Origin of the sequence: Treponema vincentii F0403, assembly GCF_000412995.1 — a bacterium.
Lineage (GTDB): Bacteria > Spirochaetota > Spirochaetia > Treponematales > Treponemataceae > Treponema > Treponema vincentii.
In genome coordinates this window covers 1,318,694-1,335,981 of record NZ_KE332512.1, presented here as the reverse complement: position 1 = coordinate 1,335,981, position 17,288 = coordinate 1,318,694, and the positions used below count along the sequence as shown (strand labels likewise).

Sequence of the window (17,288 nt, the reverse complement as noted above, 5' to 3'; positions counted from 1 at the left end):
AAGCGGCAGACTGAACCTAAAAACGGAGAAACGAGGGGCGTGATATGAACGATTGGTTTGAAAATGAAGCTTTTTGGGTGCAATATGCGCCTATTATGTTTGACACCTCCCGTTGGAAGGAAGCCCCTGCGGTTGCCGAAGGAATTTTCAAACTGGCCGGAGCCGACCGTCCGCCGCAGGAATTAAAAATTTTTGATGCGGGATGCGGTTTAGGCCGTATCGCCGTTGAACTTGCTATTCTTGGGGCGCAGGTTACCGGCGTCGATCTTATCAAACCGTTCTTAGATGCGGCGGCGGAAGCAGCCTCGGCGGAAAATGTAACAATCGAGTGGGTACAAGCGGATTTACGGGAATTTATACGCCCGGCATCCTTCGATATTGCGGTCAATATGTATACAAGCTTCGGCTACTGCAAGACAATAGAAGAAGATGCGCTTATTATCCGTAATATTGCACAGTCGCTAAAAAAAGACGGCTGTTTTATCCTCGAAATGCTGGGACGGGAAGTCGCCGTACGCGATTTTACCGCCGGGGAATGGTTCGAGCGGGCAGGCTATACCGTCCTTACCGATTTTACGGTAGAAGGCGCGTGGGAGGGTTTGCGCTCGCATTGGCAGCTTTACTCAAAAGACGGCCTTAAAGCCGACCATACCTTCGTGCAGCGCCTCTATGCCGCAACCGAATTACGGCAGCTGATGCTGTTATCGGGCTTTCATTCCGTCGAAATATACGGCGATTTTGACCGCTCCCCCTATAATGAGCGCGCCCGTACCATGATACTGGTAGGGCGCAAGTAAGAAAGACTCAACTTAGTCTTTTTCTTCCGCTAAATCAAGACTTTCAGTCTTAGGTTTGAATATCTTGCTGCAGATAATAAAGCAGATAAAGCTGAGTGCCAATCCGGGAATGATAGGATCAAGGCCGAAAAGCGAAATCTTTGTTTGTTCAAGGATGATAACGGCAATACTTCCTGCAATGAGTGAGGCAATGGCGCCGATGTTTGAAGCTTGTTTCCAATAGAGCCCCATGATATACGGGAAAAATGCCCCTGCTGCCCGCAACGTAAACGAGAACATCAACAGTTTAATGATACTGCCGGTGTTGAACAGCGCAATGAACATACCGAATACACCGACTATGAGCATGGTGATTTGGGTAACCCTCATAACTTCTTTGCTTGTTGCATTCGGCTTGATATAAATTTTATAAATATCGTTGCCGAATATTGATCCTGCACCCAGCAAGTCAGAGTCTGCGCTCGACATTGTTGCAGAAATAATACCGGAAAAGAGAAGTCCGACAATCAGCGCGGGCATTGTTGCCATCGCCAAGTGAGGCAGTGCGTATCTAGGGCCTTGGCTCAGTATGACATCGCCGTCTATCTTTTTCATATTGATAAGAGCCAACGTAATAATACCGAGAAGCGTTGGAATGAAAGCATAGATAAAGTTCAACACAGCAGAAATAATTGACCCTTGTACGGCAGCTTTTTCATCTCGGGCAGCGTAGTAGCGCGATACCGCTTCTTGTCCGACTGAAAAGGATGCAATGTACATTACAACCATTGAAATAATTGCTCCTATACCGATTCCTTTAAAAGGATTGAATGTGTCGGGAGGAACATTTGCTACGACTGCCTGCATACCGCCTGCAAGATTGAGAGAGAACGGTAGTGCAAGCGCCATACCGATGATAATCAGGAATACCTGTACAAAATCGGTAATGGTAACACTCCATAGACCGCCCATAATCGAATACGCGGTAACGACAATTGCAACAATAATGACTGCTACGGAATAGTTTACATTCAGCATAAAAGATACGATTGTTGCCGAAGCGATAAACTGAGAGGCTGTCAAACCGATCAGCGGTAAAATCATAATAATGGCGGTAATGAGTCCGGCCGAACCGCTATACCGGCGTCTAAAATATTCCGGTACGGTTTTAACCATTGTTCGACGGAGACGGGGGGCAAATACTGCAAGGACAATATATGCAATACCCATGGTTGCAACATACCAAAATGCACTTAACCCCCAGTTGGTGAAGGACTTTTCTGCGACACCGAGCGAGCTGCCTCCTCCGATTTCCGTAGCGGTCAATGTTCCCGCCATTAAAATCGGGCCGAGCCGTCTTCCTGCGACCATAAAGTCTTCATTTGTTTTAATCTTTTTGGAAGATGCCCAACCGATAAAAAGCATCAGTAAAAGATATACGATGACGATAACCAATACCATTGTGTTCATAATTCCTCCTATTTATGAAAACTCTAGTTTAATTATAATCCTTCTACTTCGTTTTTGTTAAGGGGAAAATCTAAGGATTCAGTTTGAGTTTTAGCGCTACACGTGTCTGATAACTTCGCGGGCTTTTGAACCGTTTGCGGGGCCGACGATGCCGCGGGCTTCCATCTCTTCGATAAGGCGGGCTGCGCGGTTGTAGCCTATTTTCAGTTTGCGCTGCACATAAGAAGCGGAGGCTTTTCCTGCAAAGGTAACAATTTCCAACGCTTGCTCATAAAGCGGATCGTTATCATCGGAGAATACGGCATTGTCATACGGCTCGTCATCATCATCGACAAAAATTTCTTCATCGATGTATTCGGGCTCACAGTATTCTTTTACGCAGGCAACGACACGCTCTACTTCCTGTTCGGAGACAAAGGCTCCCTGAATACGGGTAGGGAAGGGACGAGCCGCGCTTACATACAGCATATCCCCCTTGCCGAGCAGTTTTTCCGCACCCATCTCGTCCAATATGATTCTGCTATCGGTTTTTGAAGCAACCATAAATGCAATTCGGCTTGGGATGTTGGCCTTAATCAAACCGGTGATAACATCGATGGACGGCCGCTGCGTTGCAAGTACCAGATGAATACCTACGGCGCGGCTCATTGCGCACAACCGTGCGACCGTCGCTTCCAGTTCTTTGCCCGACGTGGCCATAAGATCTGCAAATTCATCGATGATGATGACGATATAAGGCAGCGCTTCCGTCGCAATCCGCTCCGATTTTATTTTAGCATTAAAGGTCTTGATATCGCGTACACCCATATTGTCGAGCAAAGCATACCGCCGCTCCATTTCGCACAGTGCGTATTGCAGCGCTTGGAACGCCCGCTTAGGTTCGGTAATGACGGGTGTTAAAAGGTGAGCGATGTCATTGTACAATTTTAGCTCAACGATTTTCGGGTCGACTAAAATCAGCTTTACCTCGTCGGGTCGGCGGTTATAGAGAATCGACAGTATAATCGAATTAACACAAACCGATTTACCCGAACCGGTTGCACCGGCAATGAGCAGGTGAGGTGTTTGTGCGAGATCAAAAACTTGCGGGTTCCCCGTTACGTCTTTTCCAAGCGCAACGGGAATAGCCATTTTAGCCGCTTCCGGTAAGTCCGTTTCTATCAGCTCCCGAAAGCTGACAATCGAACGCTTTTTATTGGGAACTTCGATACCGACTGCATGCTTGCCCGGTATGGGCGCTACGATACGGACGCTGGAGGCTGCAAGCCGCAACGCGATATTATCCTGCAGATTGGTAATCTTTGAAAGTTTAATACCCGGCGACGGCAGCATTTCAAACATCGTTACAACGGGTCCTTTGCGGATACCGGTAATGGATACGTCGATTTTAAATTCATTAAAGGTAGATTTCAACATCAGCGCGGATCGCCTTGTCGCATCGTCGACAACCCAGTATTCACCGTCAGGATAATTCGTTAAAAGGTCAAACGGAATGGCGTATTTCTTACGCGGTTGCGGAGGCGGAACCGGTTTTGCCGGGATAACCGGTACGGTTTGGTCGATGGTTTCCAAAAATACTTCATCGGCATTCGAGTCTAATTCCCTATCCGCTTCCGATTCGCTGCTATCGGTATCTGCTTCCGTTTTGCCGCCATCGGCACCCGGTTCTAATTCCTCATCCGCTTCCATTGCCGCTTCACCGCTTTCGGCTTTTTCTCCGCTCCGTGCATCGAAATCCTCAATGGCAAGATCCGCTTCTATAGTATTTTCATCCGATACTACCGCCGCTTCAGCGCCGATATCTGTTTCCGCTTCACTGTCTTCGATATCTTCTTCATCTTGGACATCGAAGCCGCTCACGGCGATATCCTCTCCAATCTGTGCATCCGCCATATCGATGGTGCTATCGGTTTCCTGCGTTTCGATAGCAATACCTGTGTCTGCATTGTCCCGCACGGATGGGTCGGACGCCGAATGAGCGGATGTTTCTTCGGCCGCAGCTTCCGGTTTTTCCGAATCGATAACGACCATAGTGTCGAGTATTTCCGAGCGGCCGTTCGGCAGCGGCACGCCGTTTACAAAGACAAGCGGCATTTCCGGTTCCTCAGTTTCCGTATGGGAAACTGCTTGCGGGATACTATCCGTTTGAGAAGCGGCGGGGGCGGCACTCTCCGGTATTTCCGGTATGGAATCCGCTGCACCTTCCGGCAAAGTCGGGGCAGGGGATTCCTGAATCGGCGCTTCTTCCTGTATTGGTATTCCGCTGTGAAATTGCCCAATGGTTTCCGTCGTTTCCGCTATCTGCGCATCCGGCGATGTAAAAGTCTTTTCCGCCGCAGCGGATATCTGCGCATCCGGCGTCGGTATTTCCGGCTCCGGTTCGGAAGAGTCCGTGCGCTTGATGCGTTCGACAGGCGCGGTAATTTCTTCCAAGCTGGCAAACAGGTTGTTGGGATCGGCGGGGTCAAAGACAGGGCGTTCAGCCTCTTCTCCCCGTATATCCATAACCGCCGATAACGGGGTTGACAGCGGGAGAGGCTGCTCTTCCTCCTCGATATTTTCCAATAAAGGAAGGTCATCTCCTGTCGCCGATACTTTAGCGGCGGCGTTCATTTCAGGAGCATCCGGTTGAATCGGCGGTGTTTGTTCGGTTTGAATCATTTCCGATTGCGCAGCAGCTGCGGTATCTGCCGTTTCTACCGGATGAGTTAACCCGCTGTTTGCCGTTCCCTGCTGTGGAACCGAAGCGTCTGCAGACTCGGCTGCGGCTTGTTCCGTTTCGGGCGAATCCGGCGCTTCCACCGCTTTTGCTGCCGCAGCTTCCGGCGTCGATAGTGATGCTTCTGTCGGCGTTTCCTCTTCTTCTGTTGCGGCTGCTGTCGTCGGCATCGCCGCTTCCACCGGCGGCGTTTGAAGTGCAGGCTCTTCATCCGTATCGCCGCCTTCTTCCGTATCATGTTCGGAAGCTGTATCGGTTTCGGCAGCGTTATCTTTTACAGAGGGAGTGCGCACAAAGAAACGTTTGCCGGAGAGTTTTTCACTCAGTGTCAGCATCAAAAAAATTTCAAAACAGATGAGCAGCAATGCGCAGATCAATATCGAAACGGTTACAAATTGCCTGATGAGGGGGATGGAAACGGACGGAACAAAAATATAGATGAGCCGTTCGCCGATGATTGCGGTAACAAAATAGAGCGGAACCCCGAGCAGCACTGCTTTCGATTCGCGCGACCAGCCGGGAATCAGCAGCAATACCGCTCCGTATAAAAAGAGAAGCGGAATTAAAAAAGAAGAGAAGCCGTATACCGAAAAGATCCGCTGCCCTACGGCAAACAGCTTATAGCTCGCCGGAACCAATCCGGTAATCGGCAGAAAAATGCCGAGCGTCAATACAATACCGGCGCAAAAAAACAGCACGCTTAAAACAACTGCTAATATTCTAAATCGATTTTCTCGGTTTCCCATCGATGTTACTTCCCCCCTCCACTCTGTGTGAAATTTTAAGGAATAAAATTTCGCACATTTTTTTCCGATAAGCGGGCAAACGCATCAGGCAGGATAGCTACAAATCGCAGAATAAAAGTTTGTGACTTTTAAACATCAGCTTTCCGTGAGCCTTTTGAAAATAGTGGTACCGGATACAAGGCGCAAGCAAAAATAAAGCGCAAGGCGTACTTGCTGTACGTTGAGCATTTATTTTTGTGCAGCAACGCCGTAGACGGTATGCATATTTTCAAAAGTGCCTGATGCGTTTTGCCCAGCTTTTTATAGATGAAAAATACTGACTGCGCCGAACAATATGATTCCCGCCGGAATAAGATAATACGCAAATAGGCCGAGCTTGCCCTTCCGTATTAATTTAAGCAGAAAGGTCAATGCGAAAAAACCTACGATAAAGGCGGTCAGCATCCCAGCAATCAGCGCTGCGGCGCCGATAGAACCGCTTATGGTATCGGCCGATTTCAGCTCAAAGATAAACGCTGCGAGAATGGCCGGAATGGAAAGAAGAAAAGAATACTCGCCGGCCTTTTCACGGCTTACGCCGGTTAACAGCGCCGCTGCGATTGTGGAGCCGGAACGGGAAATCCCCGGAAGCACTCCGACGCCCTGCGCCGCTCCGATAATGACCGCTTGCAATACGGACGGTACGGCTGTATTGGATTTCGGCTGAATTTTAGACGAAATCAAAAGCACAATACCGGTGATGATAAAACAGACCGCGATAAACAGCATATTTTTTGCCTGCACAACATCTTTCAATACGATGCCGAGAACACCGGTAACGGCAGTAGAAATAAGCAGTGCAGCAATCAGTTTTAGGTCCGCGCTGTCCTCCGGCGTATTTTTTCTGATGATAAACCGGCCGAGTACGGTCAAAAGCCGCCATATCTGTTTGTAAAACACAATGCAGACCGCACCGAGCGTCGCGATATGCAGCAAGATATCGAAGATAATGGGAACATCGGTATGCCCCAAAAAGTATTCGGCTACGGCGAGATGGCCGGAGCTCGAAATCGGAAGAAATTCGGCAATACCTTGAACGGCGCCGAGAAAAATTGCTTGTATAACCGTCATATCAGTTCCTTTGCAGAAGATTTTGAAAACTTCTTTATATCAATTTAATATCAATTTAATTATCCGATGCGGCCGCTATTCAGTGCTGCGCAGCGCATTCGGGAAAAACAGCAGTACAATATCTTCCGGCTTTTCGGAATAATAAAGTACCCCGTATACCGCTGCGGCGGACAGTATTTTGCGTCCGTAATCCCGCGTTTCGGCATATTCCAAACTCTCCAAAAAGAGGTCGTCTGAAAGGCCGTGCGCTTTTTTTTGCCACCCGCGGACTCGCGATATACCCGCATTGTATGCAAAGCAGGCAGGCATAATACGGTTATCGGATCGGCGGATCATTTCCGCAAGATAATATGCGCCGAATCTGATATTTATTTCGGGATCCGTCAGGCTGTAATCCGTAACTTTTAATTTTCGTGCAATGTCCGAAGCCGTAGCGGGCATTAACTGAGTAAGGCCGACGGCTCCCGCTCCCGATATAACCCGATGCTGAAAAAAGCTTTCGCTTCTTATTAATGCATAGAGCAGATATTCCGGCAGCCGGTATTCGGCGGCATACTTGGAAACGGTTTCCTTCCACGGCCGGGGATACAAGAGCTCAAGCTGCTCCGTAGTTGCCGTATCTTCCTGATTTTTTAAGGAGAAAGCTATTAACCGGATTGAATCGGCGTAACGGCCTTCACCGGCTAACGTACGGGCAACGGCTACCGCTTCTTCGGCGGGAATTGACGGATACACGGCGGCAATGCGGGGATAGACCATATCGTATAAACCGAAATGAAGCAAGCCGTCGATATAAGTCCGCGCCTCTTGGGTGGAAAATCCGCCTGATTGCGCTTGACTGCTGTCGGCGTGCATACCGGACTGAGCTTGAACGCCGCCGGCTTGCGCCTGTCCATTCTGCCTGCTTTGCATATTCCCGGGCTGTGCCTGCCCGATCGGCTGTGTTTGAGCGTTTTTGCTGCGGAGCTGGAAGGTGTCTTCCAACAGCTGAGCGCCGCCGAGCCGGTACGCTGCCAAGATCCGGTAATACAGCGCATCGTGCGATTCACCGGCGGCTTCTTGCAGTAAACGAGCTGTCCGCTCTTGCGGAAGCGAACCGGCGCAGGCAAGCGTATAAGCAACGGCAGCCCGCTGCTCCGGCAGATCTGTTTTTGCCAACACATCATAGAGCGTTTCCAAGTTTTTCCAATCTTTAGCCGCAGTCAGCCGTGCCCGCAGCGATTGTACCAAATCGGCATACCATGTAGGGTTTTTCCAGCGCTCTGCCGTATCCGCAAGCGCTTTAAGGTAACGGGGTAGGCTCCGCATCCGCATGGTATCCAAATAATACCACAGAGCGGAATCAAGGCCGGAGTCGGTGCTTGCTTGCTCCGCCGCCCGCGAAAAAAGCGTTAAGGCACGCTCGTGCTGTTCTGTCCCGCCGAGTTTTACCCTGCATCGGGCCTCATAGAACAGGCTATAAAAAAGGCAACGCTGCGCATCCGCACGGGAAAGCTGCCCTTCGGCGGCGGCGCTCCGTACCTGCATTGCAAAATCTTCAAAAAAAGAGGCTGCATCGGCAGCGTTTTCTGCTCCATAAACGCCAGCCCTGCCGATGTCGGAAAGCAGTTCGGGATAGGCGAGTTCCGCAACCGTATGCTCCATGCCGAATGCATCCTGTACCGATACCCACGCTTCCGTGTAGCGTTTTTCAAAAGTCAATATGCGGGCTTCGGCAAGTTTATACAAAAACGGCGGCATGTTCTTCCCGAACTGCGGGAAGGCTTTCGCGAGTTCCGCCGTCATCGAGCCGGTAAGATAGAGCGTTTCAGGCGATTGTTCAATTTCGCCGTAAGCGCCCGTTTGCAAAAGGAGCCGGACTTTCAAGCGGTTTAAACGGTCTTTTTCTGACTGTACGGATTCGCTCTGCCCTGCGGCGCCGGTTGTTTTGGAAAGTTCCTGCAAGCGTTCTTCTACCGACTGCAAACGCTCGGCAGGAGTGCCCGTTTCGTATAATTCTTCGCGGCACAAGCGGTTCAGCGGCGATTCATACAGCCTTTTGCCGAGTGCAAAGTAAAAACGGGCGGCTTGTTCGTATCCTGCATGTTTTAGATGAAGACCGACATAGTAGGCGCTGCTGTGTCCCATCATTTTGATGCTGCGGTAGGCTGCGTTGTCGGCCTTTAAAAAGAAATCGTAGTTTCCTGCTTTTAAATCTTTTAACAAAGCAGCATCTCTATCGGCTGCACAGGCAGCGGTAGAACCGGCAAAGAGGAATAGACAAAGAAGAGAAAAACGGAACGGAAAAAGGCGCAAGCAAGAACGCATGGAACGTTCTTGCTTGTCAAAGAGCATCTTACTGCGGAGGAATTTCAATATAGGTTCCCGAAATGATTAAATCAGGATTTTTAAGTTTGTTATGCGTTGCAATCTTGGTGTATAGCCATGGATTGCGGTAATAGGTTTCCGATAAATCCCAAAGCGTATCACCCCAACGGATCTTATAGCGGACTGCCTTTTGTGCAGGGGCGGAAGCGGCCGGTTCTTTTACCGCAGGTGCTGCCGGCTTAACGGGTTGTTCCTGTTTTGCAGGCTCTTGGGGCGCCGGAGTTTTTTGTTGAATAGGCTGTTGCGGAGCCGGCGGTTCTGCCGGAGCCGGAGGATTAGGTGCAGCCGGTCGAGGGGCAGGCGGTTCGGTTACCGGTGTATCCGCCGGTAACGAAGGTTCCGGTTGGGATGAGGCCGGCTCTTGCACCGGTACTCTTTGCGACGGGATGACCGTAGCGATGTCCGGTTGGATAGTGCCGGGTCCGGTTGCTTCGGCAAGATTCTTTTTAGTCAGCAACAAAATACCGAGCACTAACGCGGCGATACCCAGCAGAATAAGCAGAATTAAAAGCCAAATAGGCATTCCGCGTTTCGGCGGATGTCCTTCTTCATCGTCTTCATCCGTATAAAAAGTTGAAGCTGAAAACTCATGATGGGCGTCGGAGTTATCATCGGTGTCCGTAGGCGTTGTAGAAAGATCAATATCGGCGTCTGCAGTTTCCGAACTTAAATCAAAATCGACATCGTCGAATGCTTGATCTGCAAACGTTTCCAACGATACGCGCAGTGTCTGATGAGAACCTGAATCTTTATCAACAGCTTCGGCGGAAAGATTTTTGTCTTCGTCAAGTGCCAACTTCAATTCTATTGTCGGTTCCCCCGCTGCCTTCTCCTGAATATCTTCAACAATGAGTGAACCTATATATAGGGGATCTGAAGTATCATCTTCTTTTTTGAATAAATTAATTTGTACGCTCCGCTGATCATCGCGTACCGTAGTTAATTCAAGCGTTTCAGAGGCGGAGAAATCGTCGTCCATAATGGGAAGGAACGATCCGTCCGCGAGTTTTATGCCTATTTTAGCTGCCATTATACTACTCCTCCTGTTAAGACCTTACTTTTATAGTATCGGCGTATCTTGGTCAAGACAAAAGGAAATTCCTTTTGAAATATGCGGGTATCTCCTTCGTTGCTTCGAAAAAATTAATCCTCAACGTATCAAAGATACGCCTGCGGTTAATTTTTTCTCGCGCCTTGTAAATTCAGAACGGACATGGATGCCCGTGGAATTGAACAAAAGCAAGTTTTTCGTGAGAAAAACTTGTCGTTGAACAGTGTACACGGACGTACACTGTTCAACAGGCTATTTCAAAAGGCTTACGGAATGCTTACGGAAAGATTCTCTGTTTCTGCAACCGTTGACAGGTGATAAGTTTAGCCATATCATACCGGTAGTTCTAAAAAGTTTTCAATTTTGCAAAGATGTTCCAACGGGATTTACAGGTGGATACAGTACAAATACAAGAAGAAAAACTGCATGACAATATCGTAATCGGCGTATGCCTCTCATTAGTGGGAGGCTTTTTGGACGCTTACTCTTATTTGTTAAAGGGTAGGGTATTTGCAAACGCACAAACCGGTAATGTTGTGCTGTTGTTTATCTCGGCCGCTAATAGGGAACTGCATAAATCCCTTAAATATATTTTACCGATTGCTACGTTTGCGCTCGGCATATTTATTTCAGAGTTTGTTAAGAACAAGCATTATGTTAAAAACTCTACTCGGATAGTTATAGTATTGATATTTGAAGTATTGACCATCGCTGCAATCGGATTAACCGGCACGTATTTTGGGCATGATGTTATTAATGCCGTTATCTCTTTTATTGCAGCGCTGCAAGTAGCCAACTTCGATAAAGTCGACGGTAATCCGATTGCGACAACCATGATTACCGGTAACTTAAAAAGCAGTATGATAAACCTCGCAAAGTATCGTGCAGTAAAAGACGTAAAATACCTGCATTCGTTTTTTAAGTATCTGCTTATCATTGCAAGTTTCGGTATCGGTGTTGCCGTCGGATTTATTACAATACAATACTATGCGGAAAGATCGATATTGCTATGCGAAGTATTTATTATTACTGCATTTATAATGCTTCAAAGAGAAGAAAAACTTGCATAGCGTGCAGGGCACAATGGCGACTAAGTATGATATATGCTGAAAAAGAGTATCCCCTATTGGCGTCTATTCCGATAACCTACGGGCACAAAAGCTGTATGAGCGGTTCGGTTTTATTGAATGGGGGCGGCTTCCCGATGCATACAAATTAAAAGACGGCAGCTACCGAGACGAAATCAATATGGTGCTTCATCTCAATAATGACAGCCTTATAGAGCGGTGATGGCTGCTATCAATCCGAAAATAACGCCCGGAGCGTTTGCCGCTGCAAGCGGGTAATCCCGTTTATCTTTCAGCAATGCATATAAACCCCATATCGTACAATTTATTGCTGCGGCCATCGGTTGGAGAAAAACGGTTTTATTTCCGTTCAAGTTATCCATAATCTGCGGGATATACGATACATACATGGAAACGGATAACGCCGTTCCTATCCAACCGAGAACTTTCAATTTATTTTCGCTCATTGTCGCTCCTACAATAATTCATAATTAAGAATTATGAGTTATTATACCCGTTTCATACCTATTGTGCAATAAGACGGTTTACCGTGTTTTGACGTAGAGCAAAATCGGCAATAGGGCTTTGAGCCTCAGCTCTTTTTTACCGCTCCAGCCGGAACATAAGCGTTTTGCCCCGAATCATAATCAACGACATATTTTCAAGGCCGGAGACGCTTTCCGCCGCCGTATAGACGATATTCTCCATATCTTCAATTCTGCCGAAATACTGTACCGCATATTTCGTTTGAGCGGCGGATTGATGCACTACCCGTATCGTTTCGACTTTATTTTTTAATTCATTCCGGAATGCACTCATCAGTTTACTGTCGGCAGTATTGTTAATAGTGATTTCGTACCGAATGCCTTGCGCATAATCCCGTATCAATGCTTTTTTAGCTTGATCGACGGCAACACCCATCGCCTTAAACACTGTCGATTTTATCGCATTTTGTGCTGCGGCTTCAGTGCCGGCACGGTCGAAAGTTTTTGGACTGCTGTAGGGTACGGCTCCCAGTAATTCCCCTGTTGAAGGATTATACATTTTTAAGTTGACCTCGGCTTTGCCGTAATAACCGCCGGTTTCTCTGCCGCCCTGTACAAAACCGTCAACTTCAATATAGACATCTGCACCGAGTTTTTGCGCAATCCACTGCACCACCGAAAGATCTGCCGTGTCCGGTTCTTGCGCAAACAGCGAAGCGCTGTCCGACTTTAATGCTTCTACAGCAGCGTAATCGACTGCGCGGTATCCGTTGTCAAGTAAGTATTTGTTTGCCATGTTGACGGCAGATTTGGAAAACGTACTCCCGTCTTTTGCTTTCTGATTCGGCACAACCATATACAACATACTATCGACATATTCGCTGATAAAGCCGACATTGTTCCCCTGCAATGCGCTCTTTGTTTTTGCATCGAGTACTTCGGGGTTTGATTGAATATTCCCTCCCTTTGCAGGATACGTACCGATCATATTGAGTGTTTGGCGTATGTCCTCCATTTTTACCGGTACGGAGATCTCGCAATAATATCCGCGATACGTTTCACCGCGCCGTAAAATACGCAGGTAATCGGTTTCAAGGTAGGTGTTCGGATTAGAGCCCGTATAAAAAAACGGATGCAGTTTACCGCGGCTCTGCATTTCTTCCGTAGCTCCGATAAGGTCGATAATTGCAAGCTGCAGGGCGTTTACCTTGGCTTGGTTGAGCGCCTCTAAGAACGAATATCCCTCTCCCGACGCCGAATAATAAGGATTGATGCCCGTGTACTGCGGTACGGCCGGTACAACAACACATGATGTCAACAGCGTTAACAGCAGTGCATATAGCGCGATTGTTTTTTTCATAATTTCCTCCGTTTGCGTATCTATTTTTAGAACCGTCCCGTTATTCCAATAAAGAAATAACAGTTTATGTGTGAGGATAAAATGTCCCATGTATAAGTATTCACATTTTTGAGTCCGGGATCCGGAGTTAAACTGCTTTCTTGCAATTTATCGGCTGCCTTTTGCGGGGTTAGTAAATTATGCATATACCCCACTCCTGCGCTGGCGCCTACCGTCCAGTTTCGGGAAATAAAATAGTCCGCTGATACAAGGAGCCTCCCGCCGAGTTGGGACGCCGTAATAGGGTCTTTAAACTTCGGGTTGGATAAATCGGTTTGAGCGGAAACGGCTGTGCCCGAAAAACAGAACTGCAGTTCCGGCGTAATCTTAAATCGCGATGCATAGAAATTATAAACGCCAAATCCAAAATAGCCTGTTCCGAAAGGCGTAAGACGCATCGGCTTGGCGCTCAACACATCGGAACCTCCAAGAGGCTGCTGAATTGCATATTCATATCCGAATGATAGACTGAAATGAAAGTTCGGTTTATATACCATCCGTATCCCGAATGTAGGTTGGATGCGCAGATATTCTGCCGAGTTCTTTGTCATCACGCCGGTAACGGGAGCCGTTATCCCCACATATCCGTTCAGCATGATATTGGAATTTAAAAGCTCTTTAACCGCATCTCCTTCGACAATCGGTTGGTCGGCATAAATGACCTTTGCAATCGAAAAAGTATCATGCACTTCGGAAATAATTATAAAGCCTGTTTCCTTTGCCGACTGCTTCCCGCCGACTGCGATGGATTTTTGAAGTATATATTCATCGCCTTCCTTTATACCGATGTCTTTTCCAAGCTCGATTGTAACCGTATTGTTTTCCCTATCTACCGCCAGTACACCGCTTGCCAATGCAAATTCCGGTTGAAATTTGATAGCGGCGTATACCGAACTTTCCAAGGAATCGATTGCGGCATCAATAGCATCGGAACGCCGTTTGGAAATTTCTCTAACGGACAGCGGTATAACCCGTTCTCCTGCAGATCCTGATACGTCGAGGATGGATAGTGTACCTTCTATTCTGACCGTCCAGTATTTCCTTATAACTTTTTTATCTTCAACTTTGATTTCTTCAAATACAAGGTTTTCATCATAGGCGGTAATCCGCGGAACAAACACGAGAAAAGCACCGGTGAGACGTTCCCAATCGGCACGGGTAAAAGCTTCTTCGCCCGATAATACCGTCTCGGGAACTTCCGATTGATGTTCTTTCATCCCCTTAATTTGATCGATAAAGGATGCCACATTGCTTGAGTTAAGCCGGTACTGCATACCGATAACGTTAAACCGTTTAAACGAAGTAACGGTGCCGATAATCCGTTGATCTATTCTTGCCGCTACTTCGGAAGGGACATCCCCCGAATGAGAAAGCCTAAAAACAGCAATATCTTTTTTACCGCTTACCGTCTGTGCGGCGAGCAGCACTGCTGCTAATACATATACTGTAACCGCTATATATTTTTTATAATGTTGAAACATGGAGCATATAGTAACATAAGGGATAATTTCGGCGCAAGTAGACCTCTTTTGAAATATACGGCGCATCTACTTCGTCGTATATTTCAAAAGGCTTACGGAGAGGGGCGTTAATTAAGAATCCTTCATCTTGCAGAGTGGGTACAAGCGTGATACACTTATAGAATGAAAACTATTGATAAAGATTTACAGTCTATTACGGAACATTTTCCTTCCGACTTTACGGAAAATGAAAAAGCGGCGGCGAAGACGCTCTTTTTAAAAAAGCTTTCGCTTTTAACACACGAATTTTATGGGGGAAAGCTGCAAACCGTCCCGAAATGCGGAATCTATGGATTTAACTGGTTCAACGTTTGGTACACACCGGGCGTATCGGCCGTTTCTACCGGTATCCGCGATAATCATGACAGCTCGTTTATGCTTTCCAACCGCGGCAACCTTGTAGCGGTTGTCAGCGATTCCACCCGCGTATTGGGCGATGGGGATTGCTCTCCTTCCGGCGGGCTCGGCGTTATGGAAGGTAAATGTATGCTGATGAAGTATTTGGGTGGTGTAGACGCCTATCCCATCTGCATCGATTCCTACGTTAAACCCCACGAAGAAAAAAAATACAACTTCCCCGCCGGCAAACACTGCCCCGATAAGATTATCGACTTTGTACGAATGCTGGAACCGAGCGTCGGCGCGGTCAACTTGGAAGATATTCAGCAGCCGGACTGTTTTAAAGTTCTGGACACGCTGCGGGAAGAATGCGATATCCCCGTTTGGCACGACGACGCCCAAGGAACGGCCTGCATTACGCTTGCAGGTTTGCTGAATGCGCTTAAACTTGCAGGCAAAAAAATCGGAGACTGCCGCATCGTATTGCTCGGAGCGGGCGCATCCAACACCACCATTGCACGCCTCATCCTACAGGACGGCGGCGATCCTGCAAAGATGATTATCTGCGATTCTCAAGGGGCACTCCATGCAGGCCGCGATGACATCAAAGCGGACGCACGCTATTACCGCAAATGGGAGCTGTGCCAAGCGACAAACCCCAAGCGGATAAACAGCTTTGACGAAGCGCTGAAAGGCGCCGACGTACTGATCGCCCTATCCAAGCCGGGCCCCAACACGGTAACCAAGGAGCAGATTGCCTCAATGGGGGATAAACCCATTGTGTTTACCTGTGCAAACCCCATCCCCGAAATTTGGCCGCACGATGCCAAAGCTGCCGGCGCCTTTATCACCGGTACCGGACGCGGAGACTTTCCGAACCAAATCAACAACTCCATCTGTTTCCCCGGAATTTTAAAAGGAGCCCTGCTTGTCCGTGCACGTAAAATTTCCGACGGTATGGCAATCCGTTGTGCGCACTCCATTGCCGACTATTCGGAGAAAAAAGGAATTACTCCCGATAATATTGTTGTAAAAATGGATGACGAGGATGTCTTTGCCGTTGAAGCCGCCGATGTCGCAATGCAGGCGATAAAAGAAGGACTTGCCCGCATCACCATTACATGGGATGAAGCATTTAAACAGGCTAAGGCCGAAATTGCCGAAAGCAGGGCGCTGACGCAGCAGCTTATGGACAGCGGATTTATTAAAGAACCGCCCCAAGAATTTTTTAATCAGGCTATGGATTACGCGATCGAGCAAATCAAAAATCAGCGCACCAAATAAAGACCGGAAGTAATTGCCGTACGTTGCGTTACTCTGATAGCGATTTAATTTGCGATGTTTCAATTTAAGTCATTATAATATAGAGACTTAAATTGAAACTCGTCATCAGCTTTGCTGATGAAGCATCTTCTAAAAATCTAACCGAGTTTTTAGAGATGCCCATCAGCAGTGTGTGCCGGCGTTTCCGTATTCGGAAGCACCGGCATTTTTCTTAAAAAGCGGGCACGGCCTCTTGTTCTTGTAAGGCTTCTTCGCGCATATCGTCTAACGCATCGGCAGGTTGTCTACCGTTTTTAAACACCGGCTTAAATTCGATGTGTTCGGCTACCACTTTAATCTTGCTGTAGTGTTTACCGTCGTTGCCAACCCATCGGTCTTGCTTTAAGCGCCCGACAACCCGCACGCCGCGCCCCTTTGTGCAATTTTCTCCGCAGAGTTCCGCCAGCCGTGCCCATGTTTCAACATCAAAAAACGAAGTTTCCTGAGTTGTTTGGTCTTCCTGCTTAAAAAAGCGGTTCGACGCAATGGAAAACACGCAGAGCGGTGTTCCCTTAGGCGTAGCCTTTACAACGGGATCGCGGACCACATTTCCCTCGATAATCAACGAATTCAAATTGTGCATAATAGCCTCCTAAAATAAGAGAGCGGATAGGCGCATTCAAGCGGCGCCGGTCTCTTTTGATCTTGTACCTGATATATAAAGCACGCGTTCAAAAATGGCTCGAAATTTACGGTATTTTTGCAAAAAAAATAAAAAATTTATGCAAATAAGTTTTTAAAGGTTCCCATGTAAAAGAAAAATCGAAACGGCTACGGTGATAGTATTGACATTCGCCGTTATTCTGGTCTAATATACAGTCCGATTATGGAGCGGTGGCCGAGTGGTTTAAGGCGGCGGTCTTGAAAACCGTTGTGCTGCGAGGTACCGGGGGTTCGAATCCCCCCTGCTCCGTAA

The 17,288-nt window shown here is 47.7% G+C and carries 13 protein-coding genes and 1 tRNA gene; 5 read left to right on the top strand and 9 right to left on the bottom strand.

The window, feature by feature from the left end; genetic code table 11:
- Positions 1-44 precede the first annotated feature (44 nt).
- Positions 45-797: a class I SAM-dependent methyltransferase gene (locus HMPREF1222_RS05980; RefSeq protein WP_016518636.1), complete on the top strand. Its 753-nt coding sequence runs from the start codon at positions 45-47 to the stop codon at positions 795-797.
- 12 nt (positions 798-809) lie between these two features.
- Here the strand turns inward: HMPREF1222_RS05980 and HMPREF1222_RS05975 are convergent, their stop codons facing one another.
- The 5 genes from HMPREF1222_RS05975 to HMPREF1222_RS05955 form a co-directional block, all read right to left on the bottom strand.
- Positions 810-2,246 carry a sodium:solute symporter family protein gene (locus tag HMPREF1222_RS05975; RefSeq protein WP_016518635.1) on the bottom strand — a complete coding sequence of 479 codons (1,437 nt, stop codon included), beginning with the start codon at positions 2,244-2,246 and terminating at the stop codon, positions 810-812.
- Between the two features lie 96 nt (positions 2,247-2,342).
- Entirely contained in the window at positions 2,343-5,711 is a 3,369-nt protein-coding gene (locus HMPREF1222_RS05970; RefSeq protein ID WP_016518634.1) for a DNA translocase FtsK, read from the bottom strand.
- A 300-nt stretch (positions 5,712-6,011) separates the two neighbouring features.
- Positions 6,012-6,821 carry an undecaprenyl-diphosphate phosphatase gene (locus HMPREF1222_RS05965; RefSeq protein ID WP_016518633.1) on the bottom strand — a complete coding sequence of 270 codons (810 nt, stop codon included), beginning with the start codon at positions 6,819-6,821 and terminating at the stop codon, positions 6,012-6,014.
- Between the two features lie 75 nt (positions 6,822-6,896).
- Positions 6,897-9,128, bottom strand: coding sequence for a flagellar assembly lytic transglycosylase (locus HMPREF1222_RS05960; protein WP_244870123.1), 2,232 nt, complete (start codon positions 9,126-9,128; stop codon positions 6,897-6,899).
- 28 nt (positions 9,129-9,156) lie between these two features.
- Positions 9,157-10,218 (bottom strand): Hsp70 family protein, encoded by a 1,062-nt coding sequence (locus HMPREF1222_RS05955; protein WP_016518631.1) that lies wholly within the window; start codon positions 10,216-10,218, stop codon positions 9,157-9,159.
- 413 nt (positions 10,219-10,631) lie between these two features.
- On the opposite strand from HMPREF1222_RS05955, the gene HMPREF1222_RS05950 reads away from it, so the two are divergent.
- Both HMPREF1222_RS05950 and HMPREF1222_RS13275 read left to right on the top strand, forming a co-directional pair.
- Positions 10,632-11,309, top strand: coding sequence for a YoaK family protein (locus tag HMPREF1222_RS05950; RefSeq protein ID WP_244870122.1), 678 nt, complete (start codon positions 10,632-10,634; stop codon positions 11,307-11,309).
- A 26-nt stretch (positions 11,310-11,335) separates the two neighbouring features.
- The gene (locus tag HMPREF1222_RS13275) at positions 11,336-11,458 is read left to right on the top strand and encodes a hypothetical protein (RefSeq protein WP_280451637.1); all 123 of its coding nucleotides are present in this window, start codon (positions 11,336-11,338) and stop codon (positions 11,456-11,458) included.
- A 57-nt stretch (positions 11,459-11,515) separates the two neighbouring features.
- Here HMPREF1222_RS13275 and HMPREF1222_RS05945 read toward each other — a convergent pair whose 3' ends face one another.
- From HMPREF1222_RS05945 to HMPREF1222_RS05935, 3 genes are all read right to left on the bottom strand, one after another.
- Complete coding sequence (locus HMPREF1222_RS05945; RefSeq protein WP_016518629.1) at positions 11,516-11,773, bottom strand: SemiSWEET family transporter; 258 nt, start codon at positions 11,771-11,773, stop codon at positions 11,516-11,518.
- 136 nt (positions 11,774-11,909) lie between these two features.
- A complete protein-coding gene (locus tag HMPREF1222_RS05940; protein WP_016518628.1) occupies positions 11,910-13,151 on the bottom strand; it encodes a hypothetical protein in 1,242 nt (413 codons plus the stop codon).
- Between the two features lie 26 nt (positions 13,152-13,177).
- Entirely contained in the window at positions 13,178-14,671 is a 1,494-nt protein-coding gene (locus tag HMPREF1222_RS05935) for a hypothetical protein (RefSeq protein WP_016518627.1), read from the bottom strand.
- Between the two features lie 162 nt (positions 14,672-14,833).
- On the opposite strand from HMPREF1222_RS05935, the gene HMPREF1222_RS05930 reads away from it, so the two are divergent.
- Positions 14,834-16,333, top strand: a complete 1,500-nt coding sequence (locus tag HMPREF1222_RS05930) for an NAD(P)-dependent malic enzyme (protein WP_016518626.1) — start codon at positions 14,834-14,836, stop codon at positions 16,331-16,333.
- Positions 16,334-16,544: 211 nt separating this feature from the next.
- Here HMPREF1222_RS05930 and HMPREF1222_RS05925 read toward each other — a convergent pair whose 3' ends face one another.
- On the bottom strand, positions 16,545-16,955 hold the full coding sequence (locus tag HMPREF1222_RS05925) for a single-stranded DNA-binding protein (protein WP_016518625.1): 411 nt from the start codon (positions 16,953-16,955) through the stop codon (positions 16,545-16,547).
- A gap of 245 nt (positions 16,956-17,200) precedes the next feature.
- Here HMPREF1222_RS05925 and HMPREF1222_RS05920 point away from each other — a divergent pair.
- A tRNA-Ser gene (locus tag HMPREF1222_RS05920) sits at positions 17,201-17,285 on the top strand.
- Positions 17,286-17,288: the final 3 nt, after the last annotated feature.

Excerpts from the sequence above, each read along its gene's own strand:
- HMPREF1222_RS05980 (WP_016518636.1), top strand. The coding sequence starts at position 45 with ATGAACGATTGGTTTGAAAATGAAGCTTTTTGGGTGCAATATGCGCCT.
- HMPREF1222_RS05975 (WP_016518635.1), bottom strand. The coding sequence starts at position 2,246 with ATGAACACAATGGTATTGGTTATCGTCATCGTATATCTTTTACTGATG.
- HMPREF1222_RS05970 (WP_016518634.1), bottom strand. The coding sequence starts at position 5,711 with ATGGGAAACCGAGAAAATCGATTTAGAATATTAGCAGTTGTTTTAAGC.
- HMPREF1222_RS05965 (WP_016518633.1), bottom strand. The coding sequence starts at position 6,821 with ATGACGGTTATACAAGCAATTTTTCTCGGCGCCGTTCAAGGTATTGCC.
- HMPREF1222_RS05960 (WP_244870123.1), bottom strand. The coding sequence starts at position 9,128 with ATGCGTTCTTGCTTGCGCCTTTTTCCGTTCCGTTTTTCTCTTCTTTGT.
- HMPREF1222_RS05955 (WP_016518631.1), bottom strand. The coding sequence starts at position 10,218 with ATGGCAGCTAAAATAGGCATAAAACTCGCGGACGGATCGTTCCTTCCC.
- HMPREF1222_RS13275 (WP_280451637.1), top strand. The coding sequence starts at position 11,336 with ATGATATATGCTGAAAAAGAGTATCCCCTATTGGCGTCTATTCCGATA.
- HMPREF1222_RS05945 (WP_016518629.1), bottom strand. The coding sequence starts at position 11,773 with ATGAGCGAAAATAAATTGAAAGTTCTCGGTTGGATAGGAACGGCGTTA.
- HMPREF1222_RS05940 (WP_016518628.1), bottom strand. The coding sequence starts at position 13,151 with ATGAAAAAAACAATCGCGCTATATGCACTGCTGTTAACGCTGTTGACA.
- HMPREF1222_RS05935 (WP_016518627.1), bottom strand. The coding sequence starts at position 14,671 with ATGTTTCAACATTATAAAAAATATATAGCGGTTACAGTATATGTATTA.
- HMPREF1222_RS05930 (WP_016518626.1), top strand. The coding sequence starts at position 14,834 with ATGAAAACTATTGATAAAGATTTACAGTCTATTACGGAACATTTTCCT.
- HMPREF1222_RS05925 (WP_016518625.1), bottom strand. The coding sequence starts at position 16,955 with ATGCACAATTTGAATTCGTTGATTATCGAGGGAAATGTGGTCCGCGAT.